This window comes from Lichenicola sp. (assembly GCF_965198575.1).
In the GTDB taxonomy this organism is placed as follows: Bacteria; Pseudomonadota; Alphaproteobacteria; order Acetobacterales; family Acetobacteraceae; genus Lichenicola.
Genome location: NZ_OZ240671.1, coordinates 2,207,810 through 2,222,805, shown reverse-complemented (window position 1 = coordinate 2,222,805; position 14,996 = coordinate 2,207,810). Strand labels below are relative to the sequence as shown.

General features: G+C 65.8%; 15 protein-coding genes. 12 read left to right on the top strand and 3 right to left on the bottom strand.

Annotation, left to right across the window (positions count from 1 at the left end):
* Positions 1-127: 127 nt before the first annotated feature.
* The 10 genes from fliF (at position 128) to ACOEQ2_RS10110 (ending at position 11,346) form a co-directional block, all read left to right on the top strand.
* Positions 128-1,768 carry a flagellar basal-body MS-ring/collar protein FliF gene (fliF, locus tag ACOEQ2_RS10155; protein ID WP_419727866.1) on the top strand — a complete coding sequence of 547 codons (1,641 nt, stop codon included), beginning with the start codon at positions 128-130 and terminating at the stop codon, positions 1,766-1,768.
* Positions 1,768-2,769, top strand: coding sequence for a flagellar motor switch protein FliG (fliG, locus tag ACOEQ2_RS10150; RefSeq protein WP_419727865.1), 1,002 nt, complete (start codon positions 1,768-1,770; stop codon positions 2,767-2,769). Before fliF ends, fliG begins: the two co-directional genes overlap by 1 nt.
* 2 nt (positions 2,770-2,771) lie before the next feature.
* The gene (locus ACOEQ2_RS10145; protein ID WP_419727864.1) at positions 2,772-3,434 is read left to right on the top strand and encodes a hypothetical protein; all 663 of its coding nucleotides are present in this window, start codon (positions 2,772-2,774) and stop codon (positions 3,432-3,434) included.
* A 34-nt stretch (positions 3,435-3,468) separates the two neighbouring features.
* Entirely contained in the window at positions 3,469-3,747 is a 279-nt protein-coding gene (gene fliN / locus ACOEQ2_RS10140) for a flagellar motor switch protein FliN (RefSeq protein WP_419731195.1), read from the top strand.
* A gap of 40 nt (positions 3,748-3,787) precedes the next feature.
* On the top strand, positions 3,788-5,176 hold the full coding sequence (locus ACOEQ2_RS10135) for a sigma-54-dependent transcriptional regulator (protein ID WP_419727863.1): 1,389 nt from the start codon (positions 3,788-3,790) through the stop codon (positions 5,174-5,176).
* A 3-nt stretch (positions 5,177-5,179) separates the two neighbouring features.
* Positions 5,180-7,312 (top strand): flagellar biosynthesis protein FlhA, encoded by a 2,133-nt coding sequence (gene flhA, locus ACOEQ2_RS10130; protein WP_419727862.1) that lies wholly within the window; start codon positions 5,180-5,182, stop codon positions 7,310-7,312.
* A gap of 33 nt (positions 7,313-7,345) precedes the next feature.
* Complete coding sequence (locus tag ACOEQ2_RS10125; protein ID WP_419727861.1) at positions 7,346-8,479, top strand: hypothetical protein; 1,134 nt, start codon at positions 7,346-7,348, stop codon at positions 8,477-8,479.
* Positions 8,476-9,342, top strand: coding sequence for an AAA family ATPase (locus ACOEQ2_RS10120; RefSeq protein ID WP_419727860.1), 867 nt, complete (start codon positions 8,476-8,478; stop codon positions 9,340-9,342). Before ACOEQ2_RS10125 ends, ACOEQ2_RS10120 begins: the two co-directional genes overlap by 4 nt.
* Positions 9,343-9,679: 337 nt before the next feature.
* Positions 9,680-10,528 carry a carbon-nitrogen hydrolase family protein gene (locus tag ACOEQ2_RS10115; RefSeq protein WP_419731194.1) on the top strand — a complete coding sequence of 283 codons (849 nt, stop codon included), beginning with the start codon at positions 9,680-9,682 and terminating at the stop codon, positions 10,526-10,528.
* 53 nt (positions 10,529-10,581) lie between these two features.
* Positions 10,582-11,346, top strand: coding sequence for an NAD kinase (locus ACOEQ2_RS10110; RefSeq protein WP_419731193.1), 765 nt, complete (start codon positions 10,582-10,584; stop codon positions 11,344-11,346).
* Between the two features lie 105 nt (positions 11,347-11,451).
* Here ACOEQ2_RS10110 and ACOEQ2_RS10105 read toward each other — a convergent pair whose 3' ends face one another.
* Positions 11,452-12,189 (bottom strand): response regulator transcription factor, encoded by a 738-nt coding sequence (locus ACOEQ2_RS10105; RefSeq protein WP_419731192.1) that lies wholly within the window; start codon positions 12,187-12,189, stop codon positions 11,452-11,454.
* Positions 12,190-12,370: 181 nt separating this feature from the next.
* Here ACOEQ2_RS10105 and fliI point away from each other — a divergent pair, with 181 nt between their 5' ends.
* Together fliI and ACOEQ2_RS10095 are read left to right on the top strand one after the other, a co-directional pair.
* Positions 12,371-13,747 (top strand): flagellar protein export ATPase FliI, encoded by a 1,377-nt coding sequence (fliI, locus tag ACOEQ2_RS10100; protein ID WP_419727859.1) that lies wholly within the window; start codon positions 12,371-12,373, stop codon positions 13,745-13,747.
* Positions 13,744-14,166 (top strand): flagellar export protein FliJ, encoded by a 423-nt coding sequence (locus tag ACOEQ2_RS10095; protein WP_419727858.1) that lies wholly within the window; start codon positions 13,744-13,746, stop codon positions 14,164-14,166. Before fliI ends, ACOEQ2_RS10095 begins: the two co-directional genes overlap by 4 nt.
* Positions 14,167-14,209: 43 nt before the next feature.
* On the opposite strand, the gene ACOEQ2_RS10090 is transcribed toward ACOEQ2_RS10095, so the two are convergent.
* Positions 14,210-14,656: a phage holin family protein gene (locus tag ACOEQ2_RS10090; RefSeq protein ID WP_419727857.1), complete on the bottom strand. Its 447-nt coding sequence runs from the start codon at positions 14,654-14,656 to the stop codon at positions 14,210-14,212.
* Positions 14,653-14,934 (bottom strand): hypothetical protein, encoded by a 282-nt coding sequence (locus tag ACOEQ2_RS10085; protein ID WP_419727856.1) that lies wholly within the window; start codon positions 14,932-14,934, stop codon positions 14,653-14,655. The genes ACOEQ2_RS10090 and ACOEQ2_RS10085 overlap by 4 nt, the downstream gene beginning before the upstream one ends.
* Positions 14,935-14,996: the final 62 nt, after the last annotated feature.

Below are 14,996 nucleotides of genomic sequence, written 5' to 3'. Positions count from 1 at the left end.
GGCAAAAACTGCCGGGCTGGTAGGGTTCCGTTAACCTTTGACTGGCATTCTTTCCGGGTCGGCAACAGGTCGGCTTCTGGAAAGAGACCATGACCCGGTCCTGCATCCCTCTCGCAACGCGGCTCTCATGAACCCCCTTCTCGAAGGGCTGAAAGCGCTCGGAGCTGCCAAGCTCGCCGCAATGGGCGCGGTGGCGTTCGGCATGCTGGCGATGCTCGCGGTCCTGATCTCCCAGGGCGGCGGACATCCGCAGATGGCGCTGCTGTATGGCGATCTCGACCTCCGCGAGGCCGGCCAGATGGCCGAGCAGCTGGAGAAGGCGCACATCCCGCACGAGCTCGGCCCGCAGGACGACCGTCTTTTGGTTCCGGCCGACCAGGTCGCCGCAGCCCGGCTGCTGCTCGCCAAGGGCGGCCTGCCGTCGGGAGGCTCGGTCGGCTACGAGATCTTCGATCGCGGCGACAACCTGACCGCCACCCAGTTCGAGCAGACCATCAACGAGACCCGTGCCCTGGAGGGCGAGTTGTCCCGCTCGATCCGGCTGATCACCGGCGTCCGCGGCGCCCGTGTGCACCTGGTGCTGCCGCATCGCGAGCCGTTCGCCGCCGAGCAGATGCCGGCCCAGGCCAGTGTGCTGCTGTCCATGACCGGGGCCGCGCGAATGGATCCCGAGGGCGTTCAGGCGGTGATCAATCTCGTCTCTGCCGCCGTACCCGGCCTCAAGCCGCAGAACATCGCCATCATCGACAACCGCGGCAGCGTCCTGGCCCGGGCCGGCAATCCGGTCGATGGCGGTGGCTCCGCACAGAGCGTGGACGAACTCCGCCAGTCGACCGAACTGCGGCTGGCACGGGCCGTCGAGGAGATGCTCGAGCCATCGCTCGGCGCCGAGCACGTGCGGGCAGAAGCCGCGGTCACCATGACGATCGACCAGGTGCACGAGACCCAGGAAACCTACGATCCCAACATGCAGGTGCTGCGCAGCCAGCAGACCACCTCCGACAAGAGCCGCAACAGCGACGGCACCGCGAACACCTCGGTGCAGAACAACCTGCCCAACGCCAATGCCGGCCAGACGCCGTCGGGCAGCCAGGACGACCGGCAGGAAGAGACCAACAACTACGAGATCGGCAAGACCGTCCGGACGCTGATCCAGGATCAGCCGAGGCTCGCCCGTATCAGCCTGGCGGTGATGGTCGACGGCACCTCGTCAAAGGGTGCGGATGGCAAGGCTGCCTGGCAGCCACGCAGCAAGGACGAACTCGACCGTATCTCGACCCTGGTGAAGAGCGCCATCGGATATGACGCCAAGCGCGGCGACGTCGTGACGGTCGTGTCCATGCCGTTCACCGTTCGTGAGCTGCCGGACACGACAGTGCCGGGCGGCCTGCTGGGGCTGCATCTCGGACGCGACGATATCGTGCATATCGGCCAGAACCTGCTCCTCGGCATCTTCGTGCTCCTCGCGCTGATCTTCGTGGTCCGGCCGATGATGTTCCGCCTGACGGACGGGCGGACACTTCCGGCACCGGCCGGCGCCCACGGTGCGATCGAGGCAGCCAACATGCTTCGGCCGGCGCTGAGCGGCCCGGCCAGGTCATCGAACGGCGATGCAGCACTGCTCGAGGATCAGAGCCTGATCAGCGTCGCCAACGTGCAAGGTCAGCTGCGCGCCGAATCAATCAGGCAGATCGTCGACCTGGTTGGAAAACACCCCGAAGAGAGCCTGACCATCGTTCGCGGATGGCTGGCAAAGGAGTTGACCTGATGAGCACCGTCCAGCTTCCCGGAGCGCAGCGTGCAGCAATCCTGATGCTGGCACTCGGCGAAGAGCAGTGCGCGCAGTTGTTCTCCATGATGCACGAGGAGGAGATCAAGGAGATCTCCCTGGCGATGTCGCAACTCGGCAGCATCGATGCCAACACGGTCGAGACGCTCTGTTCCGAGTTCTCGCAGAGCATCAACTCGGCCGGCATGCTGGTCGGCAGCTTCGACAGCACCGAGCGCCTGCTGCAGAAGTCGCTGTCTCGCGAACGCGCTTCGCAGATCATGGAAGAGATCCGCGGGCCGGCTGGTCGCACGATGTGGGACAAGCTCGGCAACGTGAACGAAGCGGTGCTCGCGAACTACCTGAAGAACGAATATCCGCAGACCGTGGCGGTCGTCCTGGGAAAGGTGCGTGCCAGTCACGCAGCACGTGTGCTCAGCCTGCTGCCCGACAGCTTCGCCATGGAAGTCATCATGCGCATGCTGCGGATGGAAAGCGTGCAGAAGGACGTGCTCGACAGCGTGGAAAAAACGCTCCGGTCCGAGTTCATGTCGAACCTCGCGCGCAGCACCCGTCGTGACAGCCACGAGATGATCGCCGAGATCTTCAACAATCTCGATCGCCAGGTGGAAGGTCGTTTCATGTCCGCACTCGAAGAGCGCAGCAGGGAAGCGGCCGAGCGCGTCAAGTCGTTGATGTTCACCTTCGACGACCTGGCCCGGCTCACGCCCGATGCCGTGCAGAAGCTCATGCGCGCCGTGGAAAAGGACAAGCTGCCGATTGCGCTCAAGGGTGCCTCGGAGGAAATCCGCACGTTGTTCCTCGGCAGCCTTTCGGAGCGCGCGGCCAAACTGCTTCGCGACGACATCGCCCAGCTCGGACCGGTTCGCTTGCGTGATGTCGACGAGGCCCAATCGGCAATCGTCCTGGTTGCCAAGGAGCTCGCCACCCAAGGTGAAATCGAGCTCAACGAGCACCAGGACGAGCAGATGGTGGCCTAGAGATGCGCAACCACGCCCTCTCCGGTGTCATCTACGCCGAGGATTTCGACATGCCCGTGGCAGCCGTCGCGCCGCCGCTTCCGGTCGAGCCGATCGTCGTCGAACCCACCTTCAGCCTCACCGAGCTGCGTCAGGCGACCGAGCGCGCCGAGCAGGATGGTCGCGAACTGGAGCGCCATGCGGTCGAGCTGGGCGTCTCAGCGATCCGGGCAGATGCGCTGGTTCGTGTGTCGGACGCCCTGAATGCGGGGCAATCGGACAGGGCCCGCGTCATGGCCGACGCCGCCACCGCCACCGCCGGCGTGCTCCTGGGCATGGTGGCCGCGGTATTGCCGGCATTCGCGGCATCACGCGGCCACGACGAGGCGCGCGCGCTGCTCGGCCTGCTGCTGCCGACGATGTCGCATGAGCCTCGGCTGACCATCCGGGCCCATCCGACGCTCCTCGAAGGCCTGCGCGAGGACATGACGACCATACTGGAAGACAGCCCGGTCATGGTCGACTGGATCGGCTCGAACAGCATGCAGCCCGGCGACATCAGCATCCGCTGGCAGGACGGCATGCTGATGCGCGACACGCAGGCACTCTGCACGCAGGTGCAGGAACTGATCATGCCAGCCCTGGCACCGATGGACGCACCACAGGAGACGTACGATGGCAAATGAGATCGATCTCACCGAGCTGGCCGATCCGCCGGTGATGCAGGAAAGCGGTGCACCCCGAAGTGCACAGGATCTCGAGGCGGTGTACGACATTCCGGTCACGGTGAGCGCCGTGCTGGGCAAGTCGACCATGCAGGTCAGCCAGCTGCTGAAGCTGGGTCGCGGCGCAGTTGTCGAACTCGATCGCAAACTTGGCGAGGCGATCGACATCTATGTGAACAACCGGCTGATCGCCCGCGGCGAGGTTGTCATGGTCGACGACAACCGGCTCGGCGTGACGATGACCGAGATCATCAAGTCGGAGCGGGGGTCCTGATCGTGACAGGCCTGGCACGCGTCGCTGACGGACATGCAGAATGCGCGTCCTGATCATCGGCTCGCTCGGCGGCGAGCTGGGCAAGGCCGCGCAGATCGCGACCGTGCGTGGCGCGCAGCTCGACCAGGCGGACGACATCGTCGTGGGCTTGGCCCGCCTGCGCCGGGACGCCCGCTTCAGGCTCGTGCTGTGTGAGCTCGGATTGCCGATCGCGACACTCGTGCAGAGCCTGGCCCGTGAGCGGATCGCCGTGCCGGTCATTGCCTGCGGACTGGAAGACGATCCCGACGCGGCCGTGCGCGCCGTGCGGGATGGCGCGCAGGATTTCCTGCCGTTGCCGCCGGACCCCGAGCTGATCGCTGCCATGCTGGAGGCGGCATCCGGCGAAAGCCACGTTCTGATCGCGCGTGACCCGATCATGCTCGCGAGCATCAGGGCCGCCGAGCAGGTGGCGCGCTCGGATGCGTCGGTGCTGATCACCGGGGAGTCCGGCACCGGCAAGGAGATCGTGGCACGGCACATCCATCGCCGTTCGCGTCGCGCCGATGGCCCATTCATCGCCCTGAACTGTGCGGCGATTCCGGAGCACCTGCTCGAGTCCGAACTGTTCGGCCACGAGAAAGGCGCGTTCAGCGGCGCCATCGCACGCCGGATCGGACGTTTCGAGTCTGCCGAGGGCGGCACGCTTCTGCTCGACGAGATCAGCGAAATGGACATCCGGTTGCAGGCGAAGCTGCTGCGGGCGATCCAGGAACGCGAAATCGATCGTCTCGGCGGCCAGACTCCGGTGCGGGTCAACGTGCGCATCCTGGCGACGAGCAATCGCAATCTCGGTGCGGAGGCTGCCGCCGGCCGGTTCCGCGAGGATCTCTATTTCCGGCTGAACGTGGTCGGTCTCGAGATCCCGCCGCTGCGCAAGCGTCCGGGCGATATCGCCGTGCTTGCCGCGCATTACGCCCGCCACTACGCGCAAGCCAATGGCTTCGAGCCGCCGCTGCTGTCGGATGCAGCGCTTCTGCGCCTGGCCGACCATCCCTGGCGCGGCAACGTGCGCGAGCTCGAGAACGTCATGCATCGCGCCGTGCTGCTCGCTGAGGGCCCGGTGATCGAGCCCGCCGATCTCGGCCTCGCGCCGGTTGCCACGGTTGCGCACCCCCCGCCCGCACTCGTGGAGGTCCCGGCCGACACACACACGAGGGATCACGGAGTTTCCGGCCTCGTGGGCCGTCGCATGGAGGAGGTCGAGCAGGCGCTCATTCTCGAGACCCTCTACAGCACCGCCGGCAACCGCACGCACGCGGCGACCATCCTCGGCATCTCGATCCGCGCCCTGCGCAACAAGCTGCGCGATTATGCCGATCATGGTGTGCCGGTGCCTCGCCCGATGGCGGGAATCGGGTCCGGCCTCGGCGCCGAAGTGGCGGCCTGACGGATGAGTGACGCCGTCACCACCGCGGACCGCGGGCCCGCCAGCCGACCCACACTGTCGCTGCCCAGGCTGACCCTGTTCTCGGGACGCTGGCGGACGTACCTGCCCGGCACGGACGTGGGCCTGGCCTTGGCCGTAGTGGCGTTGCTGTCGGTGCTCATCCTGCCTCTGCCAACCCTGGTTCTCGATCTCGGACTGGCCCTCTCGGTGACGGCGTCCGTGCTCGTCCTGATGGTCGCGCTGTTCCTCAAGCGCCCGCTGGATTTCACCAGCTTTCCGACATTGCTGTTGCTCACGACTCTGCTCCGGCTGTCGCTGGAGGTCGCGACCACCCGACTGATCCTCAGCCACGGCAACGAGGGTCCGCTCGCCGCCGGCCATGTCGTCGCGGCGTTCGGTGGCTTCCTGATGGGCGGCGACGTGGTGATCGGCCTGATCCTGTTCACCATCCTGCTGATCGTGAACTTCATGGTCATCACCAAGGGCTCAGGCCGCATCGCCGAGGTTGCTGCCCGGTTCAGCCTCGACGCGATGCCCGGCAAGCAGATGGCGATCGACGCGGAGCTCTCGGCCGGTGCCATTACCGACAAGGTCGCTCGCCTGAGGCGCCGTGAACTCGAGGAAGAGAGCGGTTTCTACGGGGCCATGGACGGTGCCGCGAAATTCGTCCGCGGCGACGCGATCGCCTCGCTGCTGATCACCGTCATCAACATCATGGGCGGCCTGGCGATCGGCCTCCTGCGCCACGGGATGGCCTTCAGCGACGCCGCCGCGACCTTCACGACGCTGACCGTAGGCGACGGCCTGGTTTCACAGATCCCGGCCCTGCTGGTCTCCACCGCGTCCGGCATCGTCGTGACGAAGGGCGGCACCGAGGGTGCTGCGGACGTGGCGCTGGTCCGTCAGCTCGGCGGCAATCCGAAACCGATGGCGATGGCAGCGGGTGCGGCGCTGGTGCTGGCGCTGATGCCGGGCCTGCCGGCGCTGCCATTCCTGGTACTAGGCGGCCTGGCCGGCGCAGGCGCCTGGATGCGTCATCGCCACCCGGTCCGCACCGAAGCGGAGGACGAGGCGGCAGCCGTCGTTACCACTGCACCGTCGGAGCCCCCGATCGCCGAGGCCATGCGGATCGACATGATCCGGCTCGAGCTCGGCTACGGCCTGCTGCCCCTGGCGGGCGGCGAGAACCCCAAGCTGACCGAGCAGATCCGCGCACTCCGCCGCACCATCGCGACCGAAATGGGTTTCGTTCTGCCGCCGGTCCGGATCCAGGACAACATGCAGCTCGGTTCAGATGGCTACTCGATCCGGATCAAGGAGATCGAGGCGGGCAAGGGCGAACTCCGGCCGACCCGGTTCCTGGTGATGGACCCGCGCGGCGGCGTACCCAACCTGCCCGGGGAGAAGACCACGGAGCCCGCTTTCGGCCTGCAAGCCCTATGGATTGACGCTGCTCACCGCGAGGAGGCGATGTTCCGCGGCTGCACGGTGGTCGATCCCGTCAGCGTCCTGACCACCCATCTGACCGAAACCGTGCGCGAAACGATGGCCGAGCTGCTCTCCTATTCCGAGACGCAGAAGCTGCTCGACGATCTGCCGCGCGAACAGCAGAAGCTGGTGGCCGACCTGATCCCGTCGCAGATCTCGATGGGTGCGGTGCAGCGCATCCTGCAGTCGCTGCTGTCGGAGCGCATCTCGATCCGCGACCTGCCGACAATTCTCGAGGGCATCCAGGAGGCCTGCGGCGCCGGACTTCGGGCAATCCCTTCGGTGGTGGCGCATGTTCGTGTCCGGCTGGCGCGCCAGATCAGCGACGCACTCGTCGGCGGTGCCGGCTACATCCCGCTGATCACGCTGTCGATCGAGTGGGAGGAGGCGTTCCTCAACAGCCTGGTCGGACCGCCCGAGGACCGGCAATTGGCGATGGCCCCGAGCCGGTTGAACGAGTTCATCGGCCGCCTGCGTGCCGCTCTCGATGCGGCGGCAGCGGCGGGCGAGTCACCGGTCGTGCTGACGAGCAGCGGCATCCGGGCACCCGTCCGCGCCATCGTCGAGCGGCTGCGGCCCGCGACGCCGGTCCTGGCCCAGTCGGAGATCTTCCCGCGCGCGCGGATCCGCACGATCGGCACGATATGAGCATCCTGACCACGGCCGCCGTGAGAATTCGTCATGCGGATTAGGATCTTCCGGGCGGCGACCCTTGCCGGCGCCATGGCGCAGGTCCGCGACGAGCTCGGGCTGGACGCGCTGATCCTGACGACGTCCAGCCAGGGTGGCGTCGTCGAGGTCACGGCTGCCCTCGAGCCGGAGGACGAACCGGACCCTCCCGCGCTATCGGGTCCGGCGCCGCCGCTCGACGTTCAGGTAACCCGGGAGCCGGCACCCGCGTATCACGCATCAGCTCCATTGCAGTCGGGAAGTCCGCTCCAGGACACGCTCGGCCGGCATGGCTTGCCGCCGTCCCTGCTGGCAGCACTCCGGCAGGGGCCACTCGAGGCTGGATGCAGCCGGCTGTTCCGCTTCACCAGATTGCCGCTCGATGCCGACGCACCCCCGTTGCTGCTCGCTGGCCCCCCGGGTGCCGGCAAGACGTTGACGGTTGCCAAGCTGGCGGCGCGCCTGGTCATGGAGGGGCATCGGCCCCTGGTCATCACGTCCGACGAGCAGCGCGCCGGCGCCGTGGAACAACTGGCGGCCTTCACGCGACTGCTGGGGCTGACACTGATCGCCGCCGGTCGCCCGGAGATGCTCGAGCGTGCGTTGCAGCGGCGCGAACCGCTGTCGCCGGTGCTGATCGACGCCCCCGGCCTCGATCTGCTGGATCCCGCGCAAGCCGAGCAGTTGGCATGCCTGGTGTCGGCGTCCGGCGCACGGCTTGCGCTGGCACTGCCCGCCGGCCTCGACCCGCTCGAAGCGGTGGATATCGCCATGGCCCATGCGGGGCTCGGCGCGGACCTTCTGGTGGCGACGCGCCTTGATCGCAACGGCCGATTGGGCGGTGTGCTGGCCGCAGCCCAGGCGTCAGACCTTGCCCTGACCGAAGCGGGGACAGGCCCAGGCATCGCCGACGGCCTGGCACAGCTCACGCCGATGTCTGTCGCCACCAGGCTGGGCGCGACAGAGTCCGCTCGGGCGCCGACACGTGCCCCTGGCAACGTCTCCCCAGGCATGCCGGCGATGACCCGGCGCGCGCCTTTGGATCCCCCCGCACCGCGTGACGGCCTGATCGGTGGCACGCTTGCCCTTCATATCGCCGCCCAGACGGGCGCCAGTCGCCTGCCCCTATGGAAGACAAACCCATGACCGTGATGCTGCAGGTGCCGCGACCGGCAAAATCCGAAGCCGAAGAGCCGGCGCTCGTGCAATCGCGAGCCGGTGGCCCGCAACTCATTGCCATCGCCTCCGGCAAAGGTGGCGTCGGCAAGACCTGGCTCGCGATATCCCTTGCGCAGTGCCTCGCGACCCGGGGCCTGAAGGTGTTGCTGTTTGATGGCGACCTCGGCCTGGCAAATGTCGACATCCAGCTCGGCCTTACGCCGAAGCAGGACCTGTCATCGGTCCTCTCCGGGCGCGTGGCGCTGGCCCAGGTGATCATCCGTCACGAAGTGAGTGAACAACCGGCGGCTGCGTTCGACATCGTCCCGGGCCGCTCCGGTGCTGCGTCGATCGCCGCCCTCGAGCTCGGCCTGCTCGATCAGCTCATCGGGTCGGTTCGGCTCCTTCGGGGCTACGACATTGTCCTGCTCGACCTTGGAGCCGGCATCGATCCCGTCACGCGGTTCATGGCTGCTGCTGCGGACACCTTGATCGTCGTCTCGACCGATGAGCCGACCGCCCTTACCGACGCTTACGCAGTCATGAAACTGCATGCACGGGATCAGACCGCGCGACGGACACGCCCGGTCGCAGGCGGCACCCTGGCCAAGCCCGACGTGCGACTTGTCATTAATCAGGCAACCAGCCTCGCAAGCGGTCGACGTACCTACGACGTGCTCGCCCGCGCCTGCACCACGTTTCTTGGTGAGGCCCCGCTGCTTGCGGGCGTAATCCGTCGGGACGGGCGTGTCGCAGATGCGATCAGGCGGCAGACAACGCTGCTGACACGGTACCCGAACACTCCTGCTGCCGAGGATGTTGCGCGTATAGCAAACGCCTTCGTGAACTGACGACCGATCGTCGTTGTGACATCGTGCGTCGGGTAGGTGGTTGCCGGACCCTCTGCAACCAAAGACGTTGCGACGCGCTGCAGTGCCATGATGGCAATCTCAGGAGACAGCAGCGGCAGAGCCGGGCCCATTGCGGACGACACCCTGGCTCTTTTCGACACCTGGTTGCAGACCAGCCTGCAGCAGCGCTATGACCGCACGCTGGACGAGCCGGTCCCGCCAGAGATCCTGGATCTCGTGCAATGTCCGACCGATCGTCAAGCTGACTGAGGCAGACATCGGCACAAGGCCGGCGGACCTGGCAATTTCGGACGAGAATCCGTCGGAGCAAGGTCGAATGCGGGCTAGCGTTATCCAGATGTCTCCGGGAAGCGACAAGACCGAAAACATCTCGAAGGCAAGAGCACTTCTCGAAGCTTGTATCGCGAAGGACAGGCCCGATCTGGTCGTGCTGCCGGAAATGTGGGCTTGCCTGGGCGGCGATTTGCAATCGAAATACTCTGCAGCCGAGGACATCCCGGCTACCGGTTCGGATGAGCCGGGAGGTGCGGCATTTGAATTCCTGAAGCAGGCAGCCTTGGCGAATGGCATTTTCGTGCATGGCGGCTCGATCGGCGAGCGGGCCGGCAACAAGCTGTTCAACACGAGCCTGGTGTTCAGCCCTGCGGGTCAGGTTCTCGCCCGCTATCGCAAGATCCACTTGTTCGACATCACGACGCCGTCCGGAGCGGGGTACAAGGAGAGCGACACCTACCTGCCCGGGACGGATGTAGTATCAGTTCCGATCGGCGGCCGGTTCGGCACGTTCCGTGTTGGCCTCGCGATCTGCTACGATATTCGCTTCGGGGAGCTGTTTCACAAATTGCGATCAGAAGGTGCTGACGTGATCGTGCTCCCTGCCGCATTCACCAGCGAGACCGGTGAGGCACACTGGGAGACGCTGCTCCGCGCGCGGGCTATCGAGACACAGTGCTGGTTCGCAGCCGCAGCGACCACCGGACAGCACCTCGATGGGCGGGGCAATCCTCGAACGACCTTTGGGCATTCGATGATCGTTGATCCCTGGGGAACAGTTACCGCAACGGCATCCGACGGGCCAGGTTGGACATCCGCCATGATCGACACCGAGCGCACTGCCAGGATCCGCGCGAATATGCCGATCATCGAGCATCGGCGGCTCGTGTGAACCCGCCGGACTGGTCCACGGAGCCGCGCGCCGCCCTCTGGTCGCCCGATACCGTGCTCAAACGACTGGCCTTCGTTGCAGCGCCGAACGTGCTCTCACAGGAAAGTCTGGCGCACTTCGTAAGCCTCTATGGAAATGTCCCGGTATCGGAGGCCGAAGTCGTCATCTGCCTCGGTGGCGACGGCTTCATGCTGGAAACGCTCCATACCGTTCTGCTCGCCGGTACCCCGGTCTATGGCATCAATTGCGGCTCGGTCGGCTTCCTGATGAACCCTGCGGCCGAGGATGACCTCCCGGCTCGAGTTGTGCGTACCCAGGCCGCCGTGCTGCATCCGCTTCGCATGCACGCGGTCACGCAGTCGGGGCTGGTCGAGGAGGCGTTGGCGCTGAACGACGTCTTCCTGTTCCGGCAGACGCGGCAGGCCGCCAAGATCCGCATCATGGTCGATGGCAGGGTGCGACTTCCGGAACTGGTCTGCGACGGCGTGCTGGTATCGACTCCCGCTGGATCGACCGCCTACAACCTGTCCGCGCACGGACCGATCGTTCCGCTCTCGGCCGATCTGCTGCCCTTGACCCCGATCAGCGCGTTTCGTCCGAGACGGTGGCGCGGCGCCTTGCTTCCAAGCTCCGCCGATGTCGAGTTCAAGATACTGGAAGGCGACAAACGACCAGTGGCCGCCGTTGCCGACTTCACCGAGGTGCGCGACGTGGTCTCGGTCGCGGTCAGCGAGGACCGAACGCTCAAGACCATCGTACTTTTCGATCCCGACCAGAGCCTGTCGGAGCGGATCATCGTCGAGCAATTCACGGTTTGAGACACCAGCCGGGAACAGCCTCGGCCTGGCCGACCTTTGCCGGAGACCGGCATCACCTTGCAACAACGCGCCGCATAGGCACCAGCGCGTGTGTTGCGGTCAGTCTCAGGCAGCCGACAAGGCCTCGATCTGCACCTCTGCAAATATTCCAGGAACAGGCACGGTCGCGACGACATCGTCCCGCAGGATGTAGCCACGGCCCCAGATCGTTCCGATCAGGTTGCCGGCGCCTGCCAGATGCAGCTTCTTGCGCAGCTTGCAGATGAAGACGTCGATGATCTTCATCTCCGGTTCATCCATGCCACCGTAGAGATGGTTCAGGAACGCGTCCTTGGTGAGGACCGCGCCTTTGCGTAGGACCAGGAGCTCGAGAATTGCATACTCCTTGCCGGTTAGATGCACCGGGCGCCCCTCCACGCTCACCTCGCGGCTGTCGAGGTTCAACTGAAGGTTCGAGATCTTGAGGAACGGCGAGCTGTGGCCCTTGCTCCGACGGAGGATGGCCTGCACGCGAGCCAGCAGTTCGGTCGGCTCGTACGGCAGGCTGACGACATCATCGGCGCCAGCGGCGAACGCACGAACCCGTGCCGCGGCCTGTGTCGTGCTCGCAAGCACCACAGCCGGCACCGGGTAGCGGGCATGGCGCATCCTGCGGACGAGTTCGGAGCCTTCCATGTCCGGCAGCGCAAGCTCCAGGAGCACGAGGTCGTAGTCATAATGACGGAGCAGCTCGAGAGCCTCCTCTCCGAGGTCCGTCTGGTCGACCATGAAGCCGGCGTTTTGCAAAAGGCGGGTCAGGCCCTGCGCAGCGTTGATGTCGGTTTCGACGAGGAGGATCCTCATGACTACTACCCCAGGTTTTTGGTAAACCATTGTTACCACCTATGCGTGTAGGCTTACAACCGGTTTGTTGCGTTTGGCGGTTTAAATCCTCGTGCACGTCTCGTTAATGGTTCTGTGGTGAGATCCGGCTGTGTCGTCGAAGTTTGCAGCCGCTCAGCGGCCGGATGGGGGAGAACACCGTATGCTGGCAGCCACGGAACGGCTCGAGAGGATCCGCACCGGGCTCGCGTCGCTGCCTGCTGCGCAGATACGTGGGCGGGTGGTTGGAGTATCCGGCTTGTCGGTCGAGTTGGCCGGACTGGACCCACATGTGGCCGTCGGTGACCGAATCGCGCTCCGAGGCCGCGCCGGTAAGCCGGTTGCCGCCGAGATCATCGGGTTCCGCAATGGTCACGCCCAAGCCATGGTTTACGGACCCCTGGATGGGCTGGGGCCTGGTAGTCGGGCGGAAGTCGGCTTCGGCGGCGCCGGTGTCACGGCCGGCGGCACCCTGTCCGTGTCGGCGCAGTGGCTCGGCCGTGTCATCGACCCGCTCGGCTGTCCTCTGGACGGAAAAGGCGCCTTGTTGCCCGGGTCTCGACCGCGCCCCCTGAGAGCGGCCCCGCCCCATGCCACCTCGCGCGCCCGTCTTGGACCGCGCCTGGATCTCGGCGTACGAGTACTGAACAGCTTCACGACCTGTCGAACCGGCCAGCGCCTGGGGTTGTTTGCGGGCTCGGGCGTCGGCAAATCGACTCTGCTCTCGATGCTCGCCCGCCACACCGACTGCGACGTCGCGGTCATCTCGCTGGTCGGCGAGCGCGGACGCGAGGTGCGCGAGTTCCTTGAAGACGATCTCGGGCCGGCAGGGCTTGCCCGATCAGTCGTGGTTGTCGCGACCTCGGACAGCCCCCCGCTCATGCGACGGGAAGCGGCCTACGCGGCCATGGCAGTGGCCGAGCATTTCCGGGACGAGGGCAAGTCCGTGCTGTTGCTGATGGACAGCGTCACACGCTTCTGCCTGGCGTTGCGCGAGATCGGACTATCGGCGGGTGAACCGCCGGCGACCAGGGGGTACCCGCCAAGCGTATTCGCCGAACTGCCACGCCTGCTGGAACGCGCCGGGCCAGGACCGTTATTGCCGGACCGGCCAGCCGGACAGATCACGGCGCTGTTCACCGTGCTGGTGGAAGGCGACGACCACAACGAGCCGGTTGCAGATGCCGTCCGAGGGATTCTCGACGGTCACGTGGTGATGGACCGGCGGATCGGGGAGAGCGGGCGATACCCGGCGATCGACGTCCTGCGCTCGCTGTCGCGTTCCGTCCCAGGCTGCAATGCTCCGGAGGAAAACGCGCTGGTTCAACGGGCCCGGAGCCTCCTGGCGCTCCACGCAGACATGGCCGACATGGTCCGGCTCGGTGCCTACAAGGCAGGAAACGATCCCGCCGTCGACGAAGCGGTGCGACTTGCCCCCAGGATCGAGGCAATGCTTCGGCAGACCCGCACCGAGCAAACCAACATCGAGGACAGTTTCGCAGCCCTTGCGGATGCCATGATGGTTGATACCGGGTCATGAAGCGCGATCCGCTGAAGACCCTGCTGCGTATTCGGCAAGCTACGCTGGACGATGCCCAGAAAGCCGTTTCCGACGCGTATCACGCAGAGCATGAAGCCTCTCGATTGGCCGAAGAAGCCGGAGAGGCCCTGGCACATGAGATGCGGTCGGCAATGAATCTGGGAGTTGACGACGACGCGGTGGAGGCATTCGCGCGCTGGCTGCCGCTCGGGAGACGAGCGATCAAACAGGCCCATGAGGCGCTGCGCGATGCAACTTCACGGCTGGACCAGGCACGCGCGATCCTGACCCTTGCGCGTTCCGGCGTCCGCACGGTCGAAAGCCTGGATGCTCAGCGGAAAGACGAACGCCGCCAGGAAGAGGATCGCCGAGCCCAACACGAGCTTGATGAGATCGGCGCCCGGACAGCCGATGGATAAAAGCAGTCCGTCGCTGGTGAGCGACGGACCGACCTTTAGTCGACTACTTTCGACGGCGAGCACCGCCTGGGAGCAGCCCACGCAGCGCACGCCACGCAGTACGACCTGCCAGCCTGCCTGCCGGGCCGGTAACCGTTCCAGTCAAGGCGGTGATGGCAAGCGCGCTCCGCAGTTCGGACAGCGAGCGATCACGCGTGATGCGAGCCTCGACCTCGATCGGGTCGGGCAGCTTTCCCCGTCCCATCAAAAGCAGGATGCCGGCGACGATAACGTCGAACGCCACGACGATCACCGAAGCCCAGACCTTGCCGGTATGCCAAGGTCCGTAGCAGAGCATCCAGAGGAACACGTGCAGGAAGATCAGCGCGAACAGCCCGAATAGTCCCGCGACAGCGAGGAATACCGCCTGAAGCCCGAACCGGCGAACCATCCGCTGGATGCGGAGGGTTTCCGCGGCGGCCGCGACCTTGGCGAGGTCGACCGCCCTCATCGTGCGATGCGACCGAGGAGATATCCTACCGCGGCAGCAATTCCGATGGCGATGATCGGCTGATCCCGAACCTGGGCGGAGACGTTCTCCACTTGGGTATTGGTCATGTCACGGGCACTATGAACGGCCGTCTCGGCGCGCCCGGCAGCACCGGCGATCGCGGGAGTCACGCGGTCGTTGAGAAGCTGCTCCACCTGAGCGCGCAGGGTCTGTAACTGGTCCTGGGTGTCTCCCGCGACGTCCCTGACAGTATCCGATACCTTCTTGGAGAAACCCATGTCCACATGCTCCCGTGACAGGGCAGACGAACGTAGGCAGGGCCATCAAGTTGCATGGGCCG

Bases quoted from the DNA above. Each gene is read 5' to 3' on its own strand.
- fliF (WP_419727866.1), top strand. From the start codon at position 128: ATGAACCCCCTTCTCGAAGGGCTGAAAGCGCTCGGAGCTGCCAAGCTC.
- fliG (WP_419727865.1), top strand. From the start codon at position 1,768: ATGAGCACCGTCCAGCTTCCCGGAGCGCAGCGTGCAGCAATCCTGATG.
- ACOEQ2_RS10145 (WP_419727864.1), top strand. From the start codon at position 2,772: ATGCGCAACCACGCCCTCTCCGGTGTCATCTACGCCGAGGATTTCGAC.
- fliN (WP_419731195.1), top strand. From the start codon at position 3,469: ATGCAGGAAAGCGGTGCACCCCGAAGTGCACAGGATCTCGAGGCGGTG.
- ACOEQ2_RS10135 (WP_419727863.1), top strand. From the start codon at position 3,788: ATGCGCGTCCTGATCATCGGCTCGCTCGGCGGCGAGCTGGGCAAGGCC.
- flhA (WP_419727862.1), top strand. From the start codon at position 5,180: ATGAGTGACGCCGTCACCACCGCGGACCGCGGGCCCGCCAGCCGACCC.
- ACOEQ2_RS10125 (WP_419727861.1), top strand. From the start codon at position 7,346: ATGCGGATTAGGATCTTCCGGGCGGCGACCCTTGCCGGCGCCATGGCG.
- ACOEQ2_RS10120 (WP_419727860.1), top strand. From the start codon at position 8,476: ATGACCGTGATGCTGCAGGTGCCGCGACCGGCAAAATCCGAAGCCGAA.
- ACOEQ2_RS10115 (WP_419731194.1), top strand. From the start codon at position 9,680: ATGCGGGCTAGCGTTATCCAGATGTCTCCGGGAAGCGACAAGACCGAA.
- ACOEQ2_RS10105 (WP_419731192.1), bottom strand. From the start codon at position 12,189: ATGAGGATCCTCCTCGTCGAAACCGACATCAACGCTGCGCAGGGCCTG.
- fliI (WP_419727859.1), top strand. From the start codon at position 12,371: ATGCTGGCAGCCACGGAACGGCTCGAGAGGATCCGCACCGGGCTCGCG.
- ACOEQ2_RS10095 (WP_419727858.1), top strand. From the start codon at position 13,744: ATGAAGCGCGATCCGCTGAAGACCCTGCTGCGTATTCGGCAAGCTACG.
- ACOEQ2_RS10090 (WP_419727857.1), bottom strand. From the start codon at position 14,656: ATGAGGGCGGTCGACCTCGCCAAGGTCGCGGCCGCCGCGGAAACCCTC.
- ACOEQ2_RS10085 (WP_419727856.1), bottom strand. From the start codon at position 14,934: ATGGGTTTCTCCAAGAAGGTATCGGATACTGTCAGGGACGTCGCGGGA.